Genomic DNA, 20,920 nt, shown 5'->3' with positions numbered 1-20,920 from the left:
CCATAAAACAGTTCTCCGATTGATGAATGAACTAGGATTGAAGTCATTGGTTCGCATGAAGAAATACCGTTCGTACAAAGGGAACATCGGCAAGATTGCGCCCAACATTCTAGCGCGTGATTTCAAGGCGGCAAAGTCCAATGAAAAATGGGTAACAGACGTCACGGAATTCCATCTAGCTGGGGAGAAACTATATTTATCGGCCATTCTTGACCTGTTTAATGGAGAAATCATCGCCTATAATATCGAATCTCGGCCTGTTTATCCGCTCGTTTCCAAAATGCTGGATAAAGCCTTTGATCGCTTGGAATCGAAAGATTCACCCATTCTCCATTCAGATCAGGGCTGGCATTATCAGATGAAACAATACTCGCATGATTTGAAAAAACATAACATTACTCAAAGCATGTCCCGCAAAGGAAATTGTCTCGATAATGCGGTCATTGAAAACTTCTTTGGCTTATTAAAATCCGAATTACTCTATCTTCAAGAATTTGAAAGCATGGAGCATTTCAAACAAGAACTAGAAGAATATATCCATTACTACAATCATCAACGAATCAAGGTAAAATTAAAAGGCATGAGCCCGGTAGAATACCGGGTTCATGCCCTCAAGGCTGCCTAAGTAAATAAAGTGTCTAACTTTTTGGGTTCACTTCATAAACAGCTCTTTTTTATTACTATCGGTTGCTTTACTTCAATAAAGAAAGTTGCTGAGGCAGCTTTCTCTTATGCAACTAACGGGGGCGTTAGCTGAAGATTAGAGCTTGTCTTTAAGGCAGCTCTTTCTTTATGAAACTAAAGGGGCAGGTTAGTTCAAAAACAGTTAGTGCAACTCTATAATCCAATGGGTACGAGTTCATTAAGGAACACAAAAATAAGTTGGTTTAATTAATTTATTAATGCACTAAAAATAAATTCGAGGGCATTAAAAGAGGAACTCAAAAAGCCCATTCCGTATCATTTATTGTAAAATTAGTACATCTCCTGCACTTTATTTCCCCTTTAGGATTAAATCAAGAAAACCCCGAATATTATAAGTGTCTAGAACTACCTTATCTAAATCTTTGATATCTAAATTATAAGAACTTAATTGTAAAATAAGCCAATCCTCGTCTTTGACTAAATAATTTAAATTAGATGTTTGTATTTCGCCGTCTATAATTATAGGTATAGGAATGTATGTAGGTGTGGGTTGCAAATGAATATCTCTTGGCTGCAAAGGTCTTACATCTTCATTGGGAATGAAGCTAATTTCTCCTGTCTGCTCCATAGTCGCTCTATAAATATCTTTTATATCCGTATATCCATTCACTCTCATCTGAGCTATTAACGTTTCTATTTCTAATCTTTCTTTACGTAAACCATTTTCTAGAATATCCCCCTTATCAATGAGAATCGTTTCCTTAGGAACAAGCCATTTCTTAAATTTATTATTTAGTTCCAAGTAGCTATATAGGACATAAAGTAAGGCAATAGATACTGAATACCAAGTAGCTGTTCCTAGTTTTTTTGAAACAATGGGTTCAGATATAGCAGTACCCATCACCATTACAATAATTAAGTCAATCCCATTCATTTCTCTTGCTGCCTTTTTTCCCATAACTCTCATTAACAAGTAGGAAACTACAAAAACCATAATTGGAGTTAATAAATATTTAAGTACTTATTCCATAGGGAAGTCCCACACTTTCCAGTGTTCTCGGCTTTATCTTATAATTTGAATCGTTAACTTTTTAGCCAAACACTATTTTGAAACTGAGACCTGAGTAGGCAAACATTTTTTAGGGTTTTAATAATGAAGCTTTAAATAAATCCCTTAAACCACAGATGACCCTGTACTAACCTTTTAGTTAATACAGGGCCTTATGCAATGGTTGCTTAACCCTTTACAGGTTTAATTTTAGTATGTCACAACCAAGAATTTAATATTCCGTATTTACATTACCTGGATACACGAAATTCCCAAGAGTACTGGTAATTGCAGTACCATTGGTAGCATATCTAAACTGAAAACTTTAATGTAGGGAAGGTTGAGGATAGAGATAAAAGTTTAGCTTGTTGTAGAGTTGACAACAATTACGACTAATAAGAACTAACCCAATTGATTAGTCCTCATGAGGAAGAGATTAATTGTTGCCAAGTTTTTATTGGCAGCAATTTCAACAAAATCACCGTTATTTACTTAAAAAACAACTAGTGGCATATGACACAAAACTAGCGATAAAAATATTCCAAGGAAATGAACTACCGGGTGCGTTAGCTTAAGATCAGAGCTATCTTTAAAGTAGCTTTTTCTTTATGCAACTATCGGGGCAGTTAAGTAATAGAAGGTTGCGTCAAAAATGATGTTAAAAAGGAAAGTGCATTAAAATGGTTTTTAATACAATTTTGATATTTGTAATTTTCGGGATATATCCCGTTTTGTCCAGTTACCTGATATTTTTTATAAAGAAAACAATAATCCATATTTGGTTATTCTTTTAATGACTGTATTTACTACTTTTCTTAAAATGGTATTTGTTTTTTGGGGAATGATAATTTATGTAAACGGTTGGAATTTCTTTTTTACTTTTTTGTCTTATCTGTTCCCATATGCATTAGTGTATTGGTAATATGTATATTTAATAACTCACTTCTGTGTTGAAAGAAAAAATAAGTACCTAAAGCAGGATCTAGTACAGCCCCAATATTGTTTGCAGTCAGTCATAAAAGTTGCAAAAACCTATCTTTTATCAGTAGCAGGCACAAGATCTACAACCATTAAATCACTAGCTGGACTATAAAGAGCCCCGTCCAAACTAATTAGCTTAACACGTTTTTCTTCAAGCCACTCTCAATCCTTCAGATATGTGGTTTACAAAAACAATAGAAACTTTTAAGAGGGAAATAGAAGATAAGTAAGGTGTGAAATCATTAATGATCGGTAGTTCTGGATTTCGAAATAACATAATTACCCTAAAGTTCCGCAAGTTAATAAATCTGGAAGCTTTAGTTCACATCATTTAAAAAAACTCTTAAATAAAACCGCAAAAAAGGCAGTGGATTATAAAATTAGTCACTACCTTTTAACAAGCAAAGAATATACAATTTCATCACACGGGTGAATTTTGAGCTTTCCCTGATGAAATTAAAAATCTGTGAGTGAAGTATTCTATTACACCAAGAATTATTCCTACAAAAATTGCTCCTAAGAAAGTGACGGAGGCATTCCATAAAAGATTAGAAAGAAAATATACAATCAAAACGGAAGTCACAAAATCTGCCCCAACACTTATCCATAATGTTCCATTTCTCAGTATAAAATATTCCATACCAACCCCGACAAATGCTAGTACTAGTCCAATAACAATTGGTTGCCAAATAGATAAATAATTTATACCGGCAAAGAAATACATAGCGATAATAAGAGTAATTGGGCAAACGAAAATTTTTAATAATAAACTTTTCAATTATATTCCTCCTTTCTTTTCGATATTAATTTTGTCCTTAATGTAAAGAAATATTCTTGAAAAAAAAACACAAGGTATAGTAAAAATGAATTAAAGCCAGAGTGATAAAAGGATCTTATAGGCTCGTCAATTAAAAATAATGTCATTTCCTTTTCCTCGGATTAGAGTGATTATGCATTTCCTCAAATTCTCCCCACCCTTATATTCCTATATAAGTTGTGAGTTAAAAAAATAAAAAACATGTATGATCTTCTTATATCCATTTGCATCGTCATAAGGTTCAGGATTTTGATACATCAACGGAAAAGTTTCCACCCTTTCAATTTTCAAATCAAATACCTGTCTTTATAAGCCTCTAAAAGAGGGCTTACTAAATGGCGTTTCATCAAAGTGGTATTTTTATCTAATAAATTTTCTTTTATGCATTAATATAAAAAAACCTTTTCCATATAGGAAAAGGTCATATAATGAGTGATACTTGTGAGGGCACCCGTCATTACATTAGTATTGTAACCATTATAATACATTTTAGTTCCATAAGAATACCAAGCTGATCATTTCCTTACAATTATTGATATGTTTAAGTCACATCTTATCGGCGAAAAAAGCAAAGCCTGTTTTCAGGTAGTGTATATTGGCAGCATCATTGATGTTTAAATTAAACAACATAGGAAATGGTTATTTTGGTTAATATCCCCTTGTCATTGATTGGTCCAATAATCCTTATTTTCACAACTATAGTTTGGTTTAATTGGAGTGTCTAAAAAGCTTACCTTAATAAGGTTTTCAGGAGTTGTATTAATTTTAATTGGATTCAAAATCAACTGACAGGACTATGAATTTAAAGCATGATAGAAACCCCTCTCTAAATGAGAAGGGCTTTGTCGAAGGTGCCTCTGAGTGGAAAACACTAATATTAATATTTCCATTCATAAGCATAATATTCCTCTCTTGTTATACAGCAAATAATTAAGTGATTGTAGCTATACCTGCCTGCTTATTTGCGGTTATCTTCTTAGTCTTTTGGAACTTAAATAATGTTAATTGAGTGGCTTTTCCAAAGTCTTAATCAAGTGATCCAGGATTAAACCATTTGGTGTAAAGTGCAGCCTGTAGAAAGACTTCCTTTTGCACCCTTACCAATAGTTACGATTACCGCTTCCGTCTGCAAAAAAAGAATTAATAAAGAGGAACTGTATTTGTTGAACTAACAAGTGCGTTACTTCAATAAGGGAGTTGCTACGGCAGCTCTTATGGAGCTAAAGGGCGCGTTAGTTAATTTAAGGAACACAAAAAATGATCAATCTTTTTTATAATAGAATAATCCAATTAAATAGTATAAGAGCATGTTTTGATTAATCTTTTTTCAAAACGCCCTTTCTATTTATTCATTTATCAAAGTTTCTTGTATTAATTTGATCAAACTTTGATTTAAAACTCTACAACAATTTCTATTTTAGCTGCTTTGAAGACCTTGTATAGAAAAATACGTTCTACTCATACTAAAAATTAATTGAAAGGAGCGATTCCATGCCAATAATTCCTTGGGACCCTAGAGACATTCCTTTAGACCTTCCGGAGTGTGTTCTACATCCTGAAAGATGTTTGCACATACCGCCTTTAGATCCTGAAAAAATGAAGATATTTACAATGAAATTGAGAAAGAAATCAAAAAATAGCTGAGGCGAGGATAAACTGTGCACCTTACAAATCCTCTAGATCAGTTTTGATGCCAGGATCCTTTAATGAACTAATGGGGCAGGAGAGTTCCATAAGGAAATGAGGACTAATTTGTAAATTTATACCACGAAATTAAAACTATATATTGGACATATAACGTCAATAATATTAAACCTAAATCTGAAAGGATAAGTAATGAAAATACTCTATTTTGTTTTTTTTAGTGTCACTTTAGGTGATAATTTGCACCGTTTTTAAGTGCAATTTTGCAAGTCGTTACTTAGCAAAAGCACCTTTTCTTTTTTACTGGAAGATTTTGTGCTTATTTAATACATATAACTAAACTGTCACGTGTAGCTTCTACAACTTCTGTTGTAATCGAAATAAGTTGATTAAGCTTACTACAAAATATTTGCGAACTTCGACGTTACTTACCTCGAAACCCGTAAAAATTAAATAAATGTGATTTCTACACGTACTGCGCACTTAGTTGTCTATAGCTATGGATTTATTAACCTTACTGCACGAGATCTTCTTTGGTACTGCAGGACGGTAAGACCTAGCGAGATCCCCCAAACTAAGAATAATGAATACCAAATGTAACCCCAAATTATGGGGGGGATATTTGAATCTTGATAAGTAAATTGTGGGGAAGATGTCAAACCGACTAAAAAGAGTCAGTGTGGGCTGATATAAAGTTCAATCAGTTAAGTCTGATTGTGTATCATAAAGTTTATCAAAAATCTTGTATTAAAATGCAGGTTTTTTTCTTGTTCCGCAACCGGACCAGATAATTGAATAAGCAATTGTGCAAAAAAGGAAATTTGAATTAATTGGTATTAAGTTAAAGGGCAGTATTCTAGAGGAAGGATTCTTACTAACTGAGAGGTGGAAGATAAGTGGTATGTTGTAATAATTGCAACCATAGGAAAGGTATTTGGTCCCATAGGCAAGACAGAAAGTGAAATATTGGGGGTATGCACATCACTAACCAATCTGAATACTATAAATTAACTATTGGGTTGGGAAGGGAGAAATCATTTTGTACGAAAATGAAATACACGAAGAAGAACGTCAGCCTGAAACACTCGCCTGGCACGAAACACTGGAACTCCATGAATTGGTCGCTTTTCAAACGAATGGGATCTTTAAGTTAAAGAAGTCCGTTTGTCATATTACAGATCCACAATTAAAAGAACTCTATATCTATTCAATTGGGGCACTAGAGAAAAACGTTAGGGAACTACTACAATTCTTTCCAAAAGCTCCTGTTTTTCAAGGTCAACAGATGAGGGAGGATAATGCGTTCTATGCAGGTGACTTATTAGGTCTGGCCAAGACGTCTGTTCGCAACTATGCGATAGCGATTACTGAAACTGCGACTCCACAAGTTCGAACTGTTTTAACCAATCAGATTCATGGTGCTATCGCATGGCACGCACAAGTGTATAATTTTATGTACAAAAGAGGACTTTATCCTTCTTATAATTTACAGAAGCTTCTATTGAATGATTATAAAAACGCACAAGAAGTTTTTAATATGCGTTATTAAAGGGATAACACGATTCGATCCTGCATTGGGATACCCTATGAATTGAAGTTTCTATTCATACGGTATCCCCGTTCCTAATCATTAGAATGAGATCCTAAGGAGCAAAAATATCACAATCCTAAATGTATTAGGTTAAAGATGGTAATTTTATATCATACAAAGCAGGATCCTCTAAGTAAGGAATGAGTCTTCTAAGTAAATAAAAAAAGCAATAGCTCGGGTATTAGGTATTTCCGGTTGAGGTGTTTTACAGAGGGCTTATAAGATAATTGCTTAACAGAGCTATAAGGATTTGAGGATAAAAGGGGTTCAGGACCGAATTTTAAAAATAAAAGATAAATATTTATTTAACGGAAGTTAAGTATAACGCCTCTCAATAAGGATCACATTAATTGAAAAATCAATCCCCAAAGAAAAAAGCCTGTATTTAGTAAGTTGGGCTTTTTAATTACATGGGTATATAAATGTATTGAATGAGGCAATATAATATTAAGGCTTTTCCTTTCAAAGCACCTTTGACTTAAAAGTCCTTACTCTTTATGAGTAGGGGCTTTTTTGCTTTGTTGCTATGACAAAGAAAGAACAATGTGAATAAAAAAACCGTTTCGTGAGAGATTAGAAATAGAAACTTTAATAGCCCAGATGAGAGTTAATGGATAAACGGATATAAAAGATATTTATAGATCGACTATGGAGCAGACAGGAGAGATTAGCTTTATTCCTAATGAAGATGTAAGACCTTTACAACCAAAAGATATTCATTTGCAACCTACACCTACCTACATTCCTATACCTATAATTATAGACGGCGAAATACAAACATCTAATTTAAGTTATTTAGTCAAAGATCATGATTGGTTAATTACACAATTAACTTCTTACAATTTAGATATCAAAGAATTAGATAAGGTAGTTCTAGCCACTTAATATTTGGGGGTTTCTTGATTTAATCTTAAAAGGGAAATAGGCAATGAAGGAGATGTATAGATGATTAATAAGAAGTTTAAAGAAAATATTTTTGGATATCAACCCACAAAAAAAGAAAAACAAAAGGAGCAAACGATGCAGCTACCTGATAATTTCTCTAGTGATCAAGAAATTTGTATGCATTTTGATACTGGGGCAGAACCGTTTTTTGGTGCGATTATTCCTCCAATATTCGGGAATTCTCTTTTTGTCTATCCAACACACGAAGAGTTTGTCCAAGCAGAAAATGATCAAAAAAATCATTATGTATATTCACGAGGAACCAATCCAACTGTGGAAATCGTCGAAAAAAAATTGGCCTCATTGGAGCAGGGTGAGCAGTGTAAGTGCTTTGCTTCGGGGATGGCTGCGATTACTGCAGCAATTTTTAACAGCGTACAAGGCGGTGATCATGTATTATGTGTCAGCAACATTTATAAATCAACAATGGATCTGTTAATTTATATGCAGAAGTTTGGAGTTAGACATTCAGTTGTTTACTCGACCTCGAAGGAAGATATCGAAAAAGCCATAATGCCAAATACAAAATTACTATATTTAGAAAATCCGACAGATATGAATCTCCAACTTGTCGATCTAAAGTTTATTGGTGATATGGCTAAATCACGTGGTATACGAACGATTATTGATAATACATGGGCCACTCCTCTCTTTCAAAAGCCTCTAACATACGGGATTGATATTGTTGTTCATTCCGCCTCTAAATACTTAGGAGGACACAGTGACTTGGTAGGCGGTGCAATAATTACTTGTGGAGAAATAATGAGGGATCTTTTTAAAAAGGAGTATTTGTTGTTTGGTGGGACGATGGGTCCGCGCGAAGCTTCACTCTTATTGCGAGGATTGCAAACATTGCCATTACGCATGAAAGCACATCAAGAAAACACTATGCAAGTCGCCAGTTTCCTATCTTCACATCCTTCAGTTAAAAGGGTAAATTACCCTGGACTTCGGTCGCAGCGTAATTTAGAACTAAATAATAAACAGTTAACTGGATTCTCAGGTTTAATGACATTCGAGCTAATAAATGCAAATTATGAAGCAGTTAAGGCAGTAATAAACAAAGTAAAGATATTTAAAATTGGAGTGTCTTGGGGTTCTTTCGAGAGTCTTATTATGTCTCCGAACTTTGGTAACAATATTGACGAGCTAATTAAGGAACATATAAGCCCCGGGCTAATTCGTCTCTCTATAGGAATGGAACCAGCAGAAAAACTAATTGCAGATCTTGAACAAGCACTAAAGTAACGAGAGCTCTGTTTAATAGGTTCCATACAGAAAGATTCGCTTATCACCTTACTTTTACTCTAGCATTAGAGTCTGGTTTTTAATGTCTTGGTAAACTCCGTTTGAGTCATGATTTTTATCTATTTAATCAAACACGCCGTGGCAGTAGGGCACAAGCTGATAGCTGTTCCAATAAATAAAACTCGAAATCCAATACTTCCGAGCTATCAAATTAAAATTTCTTCAAGTTTCCTATTTGTATATTTTTGGGGATAGGGCTTAAACCCCGGATAAGGACACTTTTTTATGTGTGTCCGTTATCCCGGGTATTGTTCACTGGACCTCGTTTTTTCCTTTTTTTTCTATTGTATCCGAAAAATTGTTCTTTAGGATAACCTTTCCTGTTGAACTTTCTAATTTATATACAAAGGTGGACAACTATATGGATTATGTGTAAAAAGACGGGAGAAGATTGGTGCGTCTTTTAAAGAATTATGAATTTTTTATGTTTATGGAGTGGCTAATAGGTTTTTTATATAGTTATCATCTTGTTTTCTATCCAAATGGAGGGGTATTTCCCTTGCAGAAGATTGGAAGAACATCATTTTTCATTTTAATCAGGGGTGGTTAATATTCCTAATGGACGAGTCACTATTTTACAAACTAAACTCATTTAGCAAATGATAGGAAACCAAAAGAAAAGAAAGGATATCCTATTTGTACCTGTAAATCAGTGATATAACGAAAAAAATAACCCTTGCACCAACTTTGAAGGCTGATACAAGAGCATGCAATAAGTTGCTTTTAACCGTTAGGTTATAACTATTATGCCACTGGATTGTAATTTGTATTCCATTGTTTTTAATTTGTTATGGCATAAGAATACCCCTGCAACTAATGAATAGATGCAAGTTTAGAAAGCATCCTCATCATCTCCTCAAGTTTTATACTTTTTGGTACTGGACAAGTTGAAGAATAAACCAATGAAAATAGTGATAGAGGTAGTATGGAGGTTTCTGAACAAACTATGCTTTACTTTATTACAAGGAGCTAATCAGCAGCTCCTTTTCTTATACAACAAACTGGGTAGGTTAGTGAAAGAAGAAATGACGGCCTTTAGTCAATGAATTAAAGGAAGATGCCCTTTATTAAAGACGGTCATCTTCCCATGCTCTACCTTCTTTTTGAATAGAAGAGTCAAACCCTTTTTCATCATCTTTGACACAACGGCCATAATCTCTTTAGAAATGGACAGTTTAACTTGAACTTGTTTTGGCCTGCATGCTTCAGTGAATTTTGTACAGACTCTTGGACCAGCCTAAATAAAGCGACCTTCATATCAGATTGCTGGTCTGGCCGAGTTAACGAAATTCAAATGTACGCCCAGTATTATATCTTCGGCCGTTTGCAGGTACTTTCTGAGGGTAGGAACTAGGCCTAAATCGTTAAGAGCCCTTTCTTTAATAACATGCTTTTCATACTGTGACCCCTCCGTTAATTATAATGTGTATCACCCTCTATTTTTTATGACTTTTTAGATTTAGAACTTGATAAGGAAATCCCCTTCTTCCTTTTAGCATTCCTCCTAACAACAAAGAAAGGAAGATTAGCTTGGAAAACTTTTTACTTTTCATTATAAAGCCTGTTCATTATTGTCCCAGGTCCCGATTTCGTTTAGTAACTAAAAAAAATCACACATGGAAGAAGAAGGGGGCTTTAAAACGGGTTTAAGCATCGGAACAGCGCTTTTCATCCATAATTTATTAGCAACATGTGGTCTTTCCGCTATTACTGTGAAACTTTTGAACGGTGCTTATATACATGGTCAACTATGCTATTTTCAGCTCTTAAGTTTATTAGCGATTTATCTTATTTAACTCGTCATTGTTTTTATACACAATCTACTTCAAACAACCGGAGAAGACTTGGGTTGTAAAAGTAAAACAAAACCTAAAAATTTCAAAGAAGGATAACTAACAAACATATTCAATCCAAAAGTTTTTGTAATATTGTTGGATTAAAAGGAGGTTTCACATGCAAAAACAGGATTTACGAGTAATCAAAACTAAAAAAAATTTATTTAATAAAAATTACTACAACTTCTTCAATCACATGATTTCAACGATATCACCATCACAAAACTATGTGAACATAGTGAAATAAACCGTTCAACATTTTATACACACTATTCGAATATCGATGATTTATTTGAAACACATATGATCGAAATTATGAATAAACTTAATGAAGAATACAAAATGGCCTACAATCGAATATATTTACTTGAGAAGGCCGGTTTAACGAATGTCTTCCAACATATATTAGATAACAGAGATTTCTATGACATTCTTTTTTCTGAGAAGATTCCAACAAAATTTACTTCATTATTCATCCAACATTATATGCAATTGCCTAAAGAAATCATTTCTAAAACTGTCCGAAGTGAAATCGATTATGAGCTTTATTATACATTTTGTGCCAGTGCGACAATTGGTGTAATTAATCATTGGCGTAAGACTGGCTATGCTAAATCCCCCTTAGAAATGAGTACACAAACAATCACATTTTTCTCTAATGAACTATAATTAATGGATTAATTACAATTAGTAAACTATTAAACCATTAAACCGACATAGAAATGTTACTTGGTCTCAATCCAGCTATCCTATAAAGGCACGAATATTGTTAAATCAATGTCCGTGCTTTTTTATGAGGAATATTTTTGCAAATCATTTTATACAGGTGGTTGAAACGGTTGATGCAACAGTGTTTGTATTGGCTAGGCATGTTATTCATCTTGCATAAAATTGTCTATATTATTTATCTTTGTCACATCTTCTGACGCTACCGCATAAAATGTTCTTCAATTAGTAATTGCTACTTTATCATTACTTTTATTTTCAATTCCTTTATGTAACATATTAAGTTTTTCCTTCATGACTCTCATAATATCTGAGATAAATGGCTCTACATTAAGAGGTGCTTTCTGGGCTTGAAAATATTCTTCCTTATGCTCTTCAAAATCTTGCGGTAAATCTTCGTCAGGATTTCGATATCGATTTGCTCCATCAATCCAAATTTCTTTACAATGAAGTTGTGTTCGAAGGGCTTGCAAAACAGCAATTTCATAATTAATTTTGTTTACTCGTTCAATTCCTCTTGTATCTTTTTCAATAATGATATCCTTCAATTTTGGGCAATATCCACACCAACAACCAGATGTTGATCCGTAATTCTTTCAATTAGTTGATTTTGTTTGTTTTGCATTTTAAAATTCATAGTAGAGCTTCCTCCTTAAGATGAGTTTTGGTTTGTGTGTACTCTCATCATACTGAGGGGCTCTGTTATTTTCAAAGCCGATATTTAATGCTCTACAGGAATGCTAACGGGAGCGATAGCGCCGTAAAAGGCCGCCAATTGGCGGCCTTTTGAATGTTCGATTATTAGCATTATTATACATTTAAATTGATAGTTCCATAAACGTAAAAAGTGTTATAAATGAATGGATTTGATACCTGGAATTTTTCCATCATACAAAAAACGCTCTACTTTCCAGCGTTTTTCTCAGTATACATGTTGCTATTCTATTTTCCAAACCAATTGCCCAATTAATTATTTCATTACAGAGCTTCCTAGAAACACTAATTTATTTCAAGTACAAACAGAAAGTCATATAATCTTTGAAGAGTTTCTCTATATTTTAATCAATCGTTTGATTAAAATAATTTACCAGTTAACCAGTTCGGCATCTATGAAAAAGCGAATCAAATGAATTGATAAAAGTGATCCTGTACTTCTCTGACTAGTAACTGACTAAAGTATTAAGGGAGCTAAGATTAAAGGAAGCCGATAACATTTACTTATTGATACCTGAAGAGACAATAAACCACCTGCATCTACTGCTTACGCTGATTGTCATTTTGATACCTAACCCTTCTTGAACGGATGTGAAAGATTAACAAAACATCAAGAGCAGACCTTTACTAGGTTGGCTCTTTCTTGAATTTCCGATAATTAGTATCAGTTGAAACTATAGTAGCTTCTTTAAATTCCTTAACTATCATCATTCACTAGCTATACTCTTGAATCCTGACAAATTCTACTCATTTTTCGCGAAGTTCTATGCAATTTCGATTAATCTTATAGTAGACTAGCTAAACTTTCCCCTCACGTAGCATACGTTATACCTGTATTAACTCTTATCATTCATCTTTTGCACCGGACACTATAAGTATCTTTCTTTGTCAGGAAAATCTATATTGATGAAGTGAAAATTGGGGTTTAAACAACACACATTATAAGAGGTCTGTTCAAAGTAAGATTGAATTCATATAAATTATTTGGAGTAGCAATAGATAGTTCATAGATGAAATGTAAATTGAGTTTCTATGCTTTTAACAAGTCATATTTGCTCCCGAACCGCAGCTTGTATGAAAATTTGGGAAAAACATTTCGGGAAAGTGATGGGCGGTTATGCATCCTATCGTTCTTTTTATGTACGGAGGATTGGTTTATAAAGGTGGAATTAAAAAGTTCGCTTCAGCAAATGGAATTTGCTGAAATAGGGGAAGAGGTGAAGTTAAACCGAAAAAATAGATTTCTGCCTAAGTGAGATTGTAGGGTTGAAACCAACACACGGAAGAATTAGTAGGTATGGATGTTTCCCCATCTGGTAAGATGGGAAAGTCCATACGGAGGAGATTGACACTTATCTACCTTCTAGCTAAGTTAATGTATTTCCTTGATGTGAGATAAACGAATGGAGAAGATCTTTTGATTATTATCCTTTATGGACAAGGTTTGTTCATTAAGATTAAGTTTATACATATTGCCTTTGCATGTTTCTAAAAACCCATCTTTAAAATAAGTGATTGTCATTATCCCATTTTTTTTTAATGATTTTAATATCATCTGATCATCTCCTTCCTTTTTTGCTTTATAAAACTTACTTTTATGCTAGATATCATTTATTTATGATGATTAGTAAAAAATGCAACAATAGGGAGTATAACATATAGTATACACCAATAATTGAAAGCGTTTTCATTAATGTTTGAACGTTGTGTGAAAATATCAATATTTTTCTGTTGGATATTTTAAACTCACATAATGGTCTTAAGTCGGGAGTTCCAGTTAAACAATTCGTAAGATACTAATTAAATGTTATATTGTAAAGTGACAATTATTGAGCAACCGGTCATTTTACCCATAGGTTTGTCCTACCGGGGGGAGGTATTCCTGCATGACATTTCCCCGTAATTGATTGACGAAGAGTTGACGGTCGAGAATTTACTGGTGATTTTTCATGGACTTTTCAAGAGAGAATTAATGCAAGCATCTGCTGGGCGTTGCCTGCAGTCATAAACCCGCTTCTGAATATGGGTTTAGGTGTAGGAATGCTCCAAATTTCCACACCGGCCTATAATGATCGAGGGTTCTGTCCCTAATGTGAAAAAAACTCTCATAAGGCACTTCTGCAATTTATAACCACTTTTCAAAAGTAGTCATCAAAGTTCAATGAAATGGCCTTCAAGCTAGAGGCGACTCCCTTAATAAACGCCACCGTTGTGACAATTCCGATGAAAATAAAAAAAAGAGGCAGACAAGCACTTAATAAATAATAATTATCTACAAGGTACTCAGTATAATATAAAAAAGGTTAAGGAGCTGGTTTCTTATGGAAAAGCAATTGCCTGAAACGCTACTGGAACCTGAAGTGATCGCTGAAATGGTGATAAAAAGAGCCCTTGCTGATTACAGGAAAGCTCAAATTGAAAAACAAATCGATGACTCATTGAAAAACCGTAATAAGGTAGAATTTATCCGGTTAACAAATGAATTAAACGGACAACATAAAATACAAACAGTACTCAATAATAAAAGATAACTTCTAACTTAAGAAATAATGGATCAGGTAATGCTGCTTAATTTCCTGATTCATTTTTTTATTTGAGTGTATTAGAATGCTTGGAGGACCTCAAGTAGATTCAATGCTTCAATCTATAAGAAAAAAATAAGAAAATTAAACCAAATGACTGTTGTGTAAGGAAGCATTGTTTATAAATAATATATGCGAATATCTTTGGTGGATCCGAATGAAAGTAAATTGCTCAAAATAGGAAATGAAAACCCTTGCCTTTCAATTGAAGGCACCACGTATGATTTATTCGAAAGACCTATCGAATATTATCAAACTTTAGCAAGAGGAGATCTTGTTGAATTCTACTCAGAACCTACTAATCCCCAGTGAAAATAAGCTCTAATTGCTTTTCATTTATTTATAAATTTTCTATGCATTTATTCCGGAATTAACCAAAACCACCACAGCTTCCATATAAGTTGTGGTGGTTTTGGTGATAACAAGCATATCGCATCGTCTTTAGCTAATGTCACAAGTAAATTGGTAACTGAAAAAATTGAGGCTGTCAAAGTTGAAAAGCCTGCGATGATGATTGCTCCATTAAAAACATTGGGAAATATGCCTAGTTATAGCTAGACATTGCCGTCACGAACGGGCTTTCTTTTGATTAATCAATATATGCAGTTTATCTTGAATCATAGACCCCGTTAGAATATATATAATAAAAATGAACTCTGCAGTAGGAGAAAAAGTACATATTAATGTAAAAGTGAAGATGTCTTCAGCTTTTTTGTTTGCCTTATCATCTTCAAATCTCTGGCGCAGCGCAGATTGAAACATAATATAAGCCCGAACTGCGAAATATAAGGATACATGCCCTTACATGAATCCTACTTAAGCATGATTGACTTGTTTTTTGATTTCATTTTAAATATCAAATAGATATTTTTGTTGTTATTTCCTAAAAACACCCTACTATAATAGTAGGAGGTAGAGCATTTCCATGAAAAGAATACTAGTGTTTCTAGCTACATTTATGTGTTTGTTATGGATTCTTGCACCATTTGTAAAAGGTCAATTTCAAGAGCAACCAAAAGTCTCGGAAACAAAGGCAGAAAGTAAAAAAAATCTTAAACCCGAGAACGCTTCATCTCACGCTCATACATCTGTTCCGAAACAAAAAGTAACTGCAGCAACCATAGGCGCAGTGGGAGATATTTTAATTCACGATAGGGTGTATATACCCGCTCGTAAGTCAAACGGCTCGTATGACTTTAATCCGATGTTCCGATTTGTGAAGCCCTATTTGGGAAAAACGGATATTACGGTGGCTAATCAGGAAACGATGATTGGCGGGAAAGAAATAGGGCTTTCCTCATATCCTTCCTTTAATTCACCAGTATCAATCTCCTGAAGACCAGAAGATCATTCGGATATTAAAAAGGAACGATATTACCTTTTCGTTTCTCAGCTATACTTATGGAACGAACGGGATTCCTGTTCCTGAGGGGAAGCCATATCTTGTGAATTTAATTGATACCACGAGAATCCAGTCGGAAGTTAAAGAAGCAGAGAAAGTTTCTGATGTCGTTGTGGTCAGTCTGCATTTCGGCAAAGAATATGAACGATTGCCTAATGATGAACAAAAGCTGCTTGCTCAAACGACAGCTAATGCAGGTGCTGATATTATTATTGGCCACCACCCACACGTTTTGCAGCCTGTTTCATGGCTTACGAAGCCAAACGGCGAACGGGCATTTGTTGCTTATTCGCTTGGGAATTTTCTATCCGGCCAGCAGGGAGATTACAAAGATATCGGCGGTATTATGCAAATTGGCGTAAAGAAAATCCAAACCGGGGATGATGTGAAAATCGAACTGCAAAATCCCAAATTCCTGCCAACCTGGGTCAACAGGCCATATGAGATCATTCCAATGAAAGCCTTGAGTGATCAGTCTGACAAATATAACGAAATCCAAAAACATATGAATCAATTCATGCCTGAACTGTCATTTGATTTTTAATGAAGTACAGTGTTTGGCATTGGAAAAAACTAATTGTTTTACATAATGAAAAAGCTACCGGCTAAGTAACCGGTAGCTCGCATATTCCTCCTATTTGGTAAACTTTATTCACCATGTTTCAGCTAAACGGACGGCTTGAACCAGCAGACGAACACGACTTATTGACAAAGAACCTATTTCCGCAAAACATATACGAAAAACTGTCATATAAGGTTATTTCTCTTATATCTAAAGTTGAAAAGTTAAAGAGTGGTGGAATTTAGATAAAATAGTCCGTTTTTTTAAGAAAAAAGCAAAAACAAGATATTAACCCCCTTGTTCAACGATCGGGTGCGTTCGTATTATTAGGTCGACCGATAAAAATGAACTGCACCCCATTTGTTAGACACAACTAAAAAAGGACTACATTATATGTCCACAGTGAAGATTCTGTTACTCACTATACGAAAAACATCCCCCATACAGTGTTAACTGTAGTAGACCATGTTGAAATATCAGGTGCGTTAGCTTAAGATCGGAGCTGTCTTTAAGGCAGCTTTTTCTTATGGAACTATCGGGGCAGGTTAGTTCAAAAAGGGTTTTACCAATATTTGTAGAATGTTATTTGTTACCAACAATTTTAGGAGGGGGTAACTTGAACAAAAACAAAGTAGGATGGTTGTTTTTAGGGTTTGCAGGGTGTTTAGGCTTATTATTTATTATGATGGCAGGGGAAGGTTACGGTTTATCTACTAGTAGAATAGACGGGAATATGCAGTTGAATTTTTTAGGGATAAAAATCGCTGACGGTATTACAACAACCGCAAGATGGAACCAGTATGGAACATATTTTTATCTATGGAGTTTAGTACCATTAACTTTAACTATTTTCTGTTATCGTAAATTTTTAAAACTTATACCAACTATTTAAAACTAATATATAAGTAGCTGTCTTTTAGGACGGCATTTTTTTATTTATTGTTAAGATTGTAAAAGATGGTACTTAAACTAACGGGTGCTTTAGCTTAGGATCAGAGCTGTCTTAAAATGCAGCTTTTTCTTTAAACAACTAATGGGCGGTTAGTTGAAGAAGTTTTCTCGATATGTACTGTTTCCCAAAGTTGTTTCTTACAGCTACAATAATGGTGAAACACAATGAGAAATTGAGAAGGAGCTTTTGCAGTTTGAATCTTATTAAATATTTTGGAATCCAATTTATTCTTTTTACTGTAATAATCCTAACAGGGTTTTACTCAGATAGTTACATAAGCAAGCCATTTACTTACACTGATTTAATAGCAATAATTATTCATTTTGCTATACTAATCGTCGTGTTAAATGGATACTTTAAGCTAAAAGAGCGTCTAACGCCTATTCATTTATTTAATAGAGTTTTACTTTCTTTGTTAGCTTTTGTTATTACCATTATTTTTATAGAGATTTTAACAGGAGAATGAGATTTTATCCCTAATGAACGGTGCGTTAGCTGAAGTTCGGAGCTGTCTATAAGGCAGCTTTTTCTTATTGAACACTGAGAAAAAATTGATATTTAAAGGATACTGCACTAAAATAAATCCTTGTATAATAGATACTAAAGGGAAGTGAAAGAATTGGTTAGAGTGGAGATTACAAGAAGCACTACTAACGGTAAAATCATATCTTACACGTCGGAGGGTCACGCATACTATGACGAACCCGGCAAGGACATTGTTTGTGCCGGTGTTTCAGCTGTATCATTTGGAACGGTTAACTCAATAGAAGCATTGTTGGGAATTGTGCCAGAACACACAATATATGAAGGTTTTTTGAAAGTAGACATACCTAAACGAATTGAGCCAAAAACTTTTGAGCAGGTACAGCTTTTGTTGGAATCAATGGTAGTTATGCTGAAAACTATCCAAGAATCTTACGGTGAATTTTTAACTATTGAAGAAACTATACAATAGACTATAGAGAATTTGGAGGTATTGAAAAAAATTCTGTAACCTTTTTATACTATGGTCTATACAAATTAGGGGCATTTCTTCAATGAAGAAAAGCTCCTTTTTTAATTTTACTATGGGGCTGCATTACTAAAATAAAAGAATTGTAAAAGAGGGCAGTTTGTGAATAGTTACACTTAAACTAACGGGTGCGTTAGTTGATTAAGGAACCAATCTTTTTTATAAAAGGATAATCCAAATAAATATTAAAAGGGCATTTTTGATTTATTTTTTTCAAAAACATGCCCTTTTATTTATTCATTTATCAAGGTTTCATGTATTAATTTGATCAAACTTTGTTTCAAAGCTACACATAGTCCTTTAAGGGTACCTACCAGAACGCGAAAATATACGTTTAGGGGGGATCGCAAACATTCTGGCGATACCCCAAGGTTTAATTACACCATGAATCCCCATAACTAATTTACATATTTTTACACCCATTTAAAATACATGTTTTACACAAACTAAAAAAGTGATGAAATGTATGATACAGCTTTTTATCAGAAATTCTTAAATACGGGATTCGGTTTTGCAGTATTACTCTTAATTGGAATAGGATTTATTGTTTTTAGTATGTTGGTTACTATGTAAGTCGTAGGATAAACAGAAAACGAACTCTCATAATATAGGTTCAGGTAGTTCTGATGTTTCATCTGAGTCAATTTCAAGTAGTACAGGTGAGGATTCAACAGCAACCAATGGTTCCAGTACTCATGTTGATTAAGGCAGTAGTTCTAGTGGGTCTTCAAGTAGTTCTAGTGGGTCAAGTTCAAGTGGTGCTGGTGCGGTTGCAGTATCAGCCAATTCTTCTAGTTCTTCTAAAAGTGGTGGTTCTTCTTCGTAAAATAACGTGGTGCTGGTGACGATTCTGGGGCGATTAACTTTACTTAATGCGGGTACCGCCATATCGCTTCAAGTTTAAATTTTATGCACACTGACTTCTTGTAACATTTTTCGTTTTGGGGGTGACCTGTTTCATGTGGCTGTCCCCTAGCATAAAAAGGTGGTATTGGAATGAGTAAGAGAATAGTCAAAGGGATTTTTGTAGTAGCTTCCACACTTTCATTTTTAAATGGAGTGTTGATAGGTTTTCGTCTTATGTTTTATCCAAATGTAGGTTTTCATGATTCGGAAGACTGGAAGTCCATGCTTTTTTATTTTGGGTATGGCTTATGGTCACAGTATATCGCCTTGCATTCGTTTAACGAACCAGGCGATCAAGAGGAAAGTAATTAAGTTGTTAAAACAAACCTTTCCCCTTCTCTTGGGGGGTGCGAAGGCTGTCGCTTTTAGCGCGTTTAACTTAATAAAAAACTGGGTATGGAATGACTGTTAATCTGTTACTAAGTTAAAGACGAAATTAAGAGAGAAGGAATGGCAGGATGGGCGAAGAACTCTACATAGTAAAACGATGGATAGCTTACTGTCACTCTACTCAACGCTATGTGAATCACGAAATCTCTTTGGTAGGGACGGATGAAAAGGAAGAAAGGATCGCTACTTGTACGGGTATCGAGGATTGCTGCAGCGATTGTTTGTTTCTTCTTGGTTCTCAATCCATAAAGGAATCAAAAATGAAAACATCAACTTTATTAATTCAAATCTCAAAAATAAATAAATTTTTATAGTTCACTTAGGAAACATAAAGTTATATTTCTAATTTCATTTTAGAACTGTCCCAAAATTGGACAGTTTTTTTCTACTTAAGAAAGTAGCTACGACGCTTTTCTTATTGAACCAACAGGTGTGTTATCTTAAGATCAGAGCTGTCTTTAACTTATGCAACTAAACCAGCTAATAGTTAGTCAAAATTTTTCAATGAAAACTTAAAATATTTCATGCTATACTAAATTTGTGCATGCCAAATAACCTTCCAATGACCGTATTTGGAAAGTTTTGTGCTATTTAGTTATACTTTTAAACTAGGTTAGATCTTGGTAAGTCAAGTTATTTTGTAATAGTGCATAAATCCATTGTAGAAGCTTATTAGCACATGCTATCACAGCTACTTTAAAGGGCTTTCCTTCTTCACGTTTCTTATCATAGAACTCTCGTAATCTCTTGTTCCGAGGGATGATCTCATCTGTCGTTTTCTTCTTGCGACAATCACGAATGGCACAACGAACAGCCATATATAAGGCATGTCGTAGTCTGCCAGAACCTCTTTTGGTAAT

The 20,920-nt window shown here is 34.3% G+C and carries 14 protein-coding genes and 4 pseudogenes; 12 read left to right on the top strand and 6 right to left on the bottom strand.

What is annotated here, in order from left to right; translation table 11 throughout:
- A partial coding sequence (locus J7E52_RS25905) for an IS3 family transposase (protein WP_214751323.1) occupies positions 1–625 on the top strand: 625 nt, incomplete at its 5' end.
- Positions 626–994: 369 nt separating this feature from the next.
- Here the strand turns inward: J7E52_RS25905 and J7E52_RS25900 are convergent.
- Positions 995–1,603, bottom strand: a complete 609-nt coding sequence (locus tag J7E52_RS25900) for a DUF421 domain-containing protein (protein WP_214751321.1) — start codon at positions 1,601–1,603, stop codon at positions 995–997.
- A gap of 1,492 nt (positions 1,604–3,095) precedes the next feature.
- Positions 3,096–3,452 carry a DUF2512 family protein gene (locus tag J7E52_RS25895; protein ID WP_214751319.1) on the bottom strand — a complete coding sequence of 119 codons (357 nt, stop codon included), beginning with the start codon at positions 3,450–3,452 and terminating at the stop codon, positions 3,096–3,098.
- Between the two features lie 2,722 nt (positions 3,453–6,174).
- Between J7E52_RS25895 and J7E52_RS25890 the strand changes: the two genes are divergently transcribed.
- The 4 genes from J7E52_RS25890 to J7E52_RS25870 all read left to right on the top strand — a co-directional run bounded on the left by J7E52_RS25890 (position 6,175) and on the right by J7E52_RS25870 (position 11,483).
- Entirely contained in the window at positions 6,175–6,684 is a 510-nt protein-coding gene (locus J7E52_RS25890) for a spore coat protein (RefSeq protein WP_286198090.1), read from the top strand.
- A gap of 666 nt (positions 6,685–7,350) precedes the next feature.
- Positions 7,351–7,611, top strand: coding sequence for a YetF domain-containing protein (locus J7E52_RS25885; protein WP_309476945.1), 261 nt, complete (start codon positions 7,351–7,353; stop codon positions 7,609–7,611).
- A gap of 60 nt (positions 7,612–7,671) precedes the next feature.
- A complete protein-coding gene (locus J7E52_RS25880; RefSeq protein WP_286198089.1) occupies positions 7,672–8,919 on the top strand; it encodes a trans-sulfuration enzyme family protein in 1,248 nt (415 codons plus the stop codon).
- 2,210 nt (positions 8,920–11,129) lie between these two features.
- Positions 11,130–11,483, top strand: a complete 354-nt coding sequence (locus J7E52_RS25870) for a TetR-like C-terminal domain-containing protein (protein WP_214751315.1) — start codon at positions 11,130–11,132, stop codon at positions 11,481–11,483.
- Positions 11,484–11,767: 284 nt separating this feature from the next.
- Here J7E52_RS25870 and J7E52_RS25865 read toward each other — a convergent pair.
- Positions 11,768–12,094, bottom strand: a pseudogene (locus J7E52_RS25865) (Tn3 family transposase); the annotation flags it as partial.
- Positions 12,095–13,626: 1,532 nt separating this feature from the next.
- Positions 13,627–13,809 carry a YolD-like family protein gene (locus tag J7E52_RS25860; RefSeq protein ID WP_214751313.1) on the bottom strand — a complete coding sequence of 61 codons (183 nt, stop codon included), beginning with the start codon at positions 13,807–13,809 and terminating at the stop codon, positions 13,627–13,629.
- A 766-nt stretch (positions 13,810–14,575) separates the two neighbouring features.
- On the opposite strand from J7E52_RS25860, the gene J7E52_RS25855 reads away from it, so the two are divergent.
- Both J7E52_RS25855 and J7E52_RS27580 read left to right on the top strand, forming a co-directional pair.
- Positions 14,576–14,785, top strand: coding sequence for an IDEAL domain-containing protein (locus J7E52_RS25855; protein WP_214751310.1), 210 nt, complete (start codon positions 14,576–14,578; stop codon positions 14,783–14,785).
- Positions 14,786–14,968: 183 nt separating this feature from the next.
- Entirely contained in the window at positions 14,969–15,148 is a 180-nt protein-coding gene (locus J7E52_RS27580) for a UTRA domain-containing protein (RefSeq protein ID WP_396020323.1), read from the top strand.
- Between the two features lie 125 nt (positions 15,149–15,273).
- On the opposite strand, the pseudogene J7E52_RS27220 reads toward J7E52_RS27580, so the two are convergent.
- Positions 15,274–15,422 (bottom strand): annotated as a pseudogene (locus J7E52_RS27220) (amino acid permease); the annotation flags it as partial.
- 339 nt (positions 15,423–15,761) lie between these two features.
- Between J7E52_RS27220 and J7E52_RS27575 the strand changes: the two are divergent.
- The 5 genes and pseudogenes from J7E52_RS27575 to J7E52_RS25820 all read left to right on the top strand — a co-directional run bounded on the left by J7E52_RS27575 (position 15,762) and on the right by J7E52_RS25820 (position 20,374).
- Positions 15,762–16,782, top strand: a pseudogene (locus tag J7E52_RS27575) (CapA family protein).
- A 634-nt stretch (positions 16,783–17,416) separates the two neighbouring features.
- Positions 17,417–17,692 carry a hypothetical protein gene (locus J7E52_RS25835; RefSeq protein ID WP_214751305.1) on the top strand — a complete coding sequence of 92 codons (276 nt, stop codon included), beginning with the start codon at positions 17,417–17,419 and terminating at the stop codon, positions 17,690–17,692.
- A gap of 688 nt (positions 17,693–18,380) precedes the next feature.
- Entirely contained in the window at positions 18,381–18,707 is a 327-nt protein-coding gene (locus J7E52_RS25830; RefSeq protein ID WP_309476944.1) for a ribosomal-processing cysteine protease Prp, read from the top strand.
- Positions 18,708–19,760: 1,053 nt separating this feature from the next.
- On the top strand, positions 19,761–19,982 hold the full coding sequence (locus J7E52_RS25825; RefSeq protein ID WP_214751301.1) for a hypothetical protein: 222 nt from the start codon (positions 19,761–19,763) through the stop codon (positions 19,980–19,982).
- Positions 19,983–20,128: 146 nt separating this feature from the next.
- Positions 20,129–20,374: a hypothetical protein gene (locus tag J7E52_RS25820; RefSeq protein WP_214751299.1), complete on the top strand. Its 246-nt coding sequence runs from the start codon at positions 20,129–20,131 to the stop codon at positions 20,372–20,374.
- 294 nt (positions 20,375–20,668) lie between these two features.
- On the opposite strand, the pseudogene J7E52_RS25815 reads toward J7E52_RS25820, so the two are convergent.
- Positions 20,669–20,920 (bottom strand): annotated as a pseudogene (locus tag J7E52_RS25815) (IS110 family transposase); the annotation flags it as partial.

The organism is Bacillus sp. ISL-34 (assembly GCF_018613325.1).
GTDB lineage: Bacteria > Bacillota > Bacilli > Bacillales > DSM-1321 > Peribacillus.
Note: the sequence above shows the minus strand (reverse complement) of the source record. Positions and strands in the feature narration are given on the sequence as shown.

Excerpts from the sequence above, each read along its gene's own strand:
- J7E52_RS25900 (WP_214751321.1), bottom strand. The coding sequence starts at position 1,603 with ATGGGAAAAAAGGCAGCAAGAGAAATGAATGGGATTGACTTAATTATT.
- J7E52_RS25825 (WP_214751301.1), top strand. The coding sequence starts at position 19,761 with ATGAGTAAGAGAATAGTCAAAGGGATTTTTGTAGTAGCTTCCACACTT.
- J7E52_RS25880 (WP_286198089.1), top strand. The coding sequence starts at position 7,672 with ATGATTAATAAGAAGTTTAAAGAAAATATTTTTGGATATCAACCCACA.
- J7E52_RS25855 (WP_214751310.1), top strand. The coding sequence starts at position 14,576 with ATGGAAAAGCAATTGCCTGAAACGCTACTGGAACCTGAAGTGATCGCT.
- J7E52_RS25870 (WP_214751315.1), top strand. The coding sequence starts at position 11,130 with ATGAATAAACTTAATGAAGAATACAAAATGGCCTACAATCGAATATAT.
- J7E52_RS25820 (WP_214751299.1), top strand. The coding sequence starts at position 20,129 with ATGGGCGAAGAACTCTACATAGTAAAACGATGGATAGCTTACTGTCAC.
- J7E52_RS27580 (WP_396020323.1), top strand. The coding sequence starts at position 14,969 with ATGCGAATATCTTTGGTGGATCCGAATGAAAGTAAATTGCTCAAAATA.
- J7E52_RS25860 (WP_214751313.1), bottom strand. The coding sequence starts at position 13,809 with ATGATATTAAAATCATTAAAAAAAAATGGGATAATGACAATCACTTAT.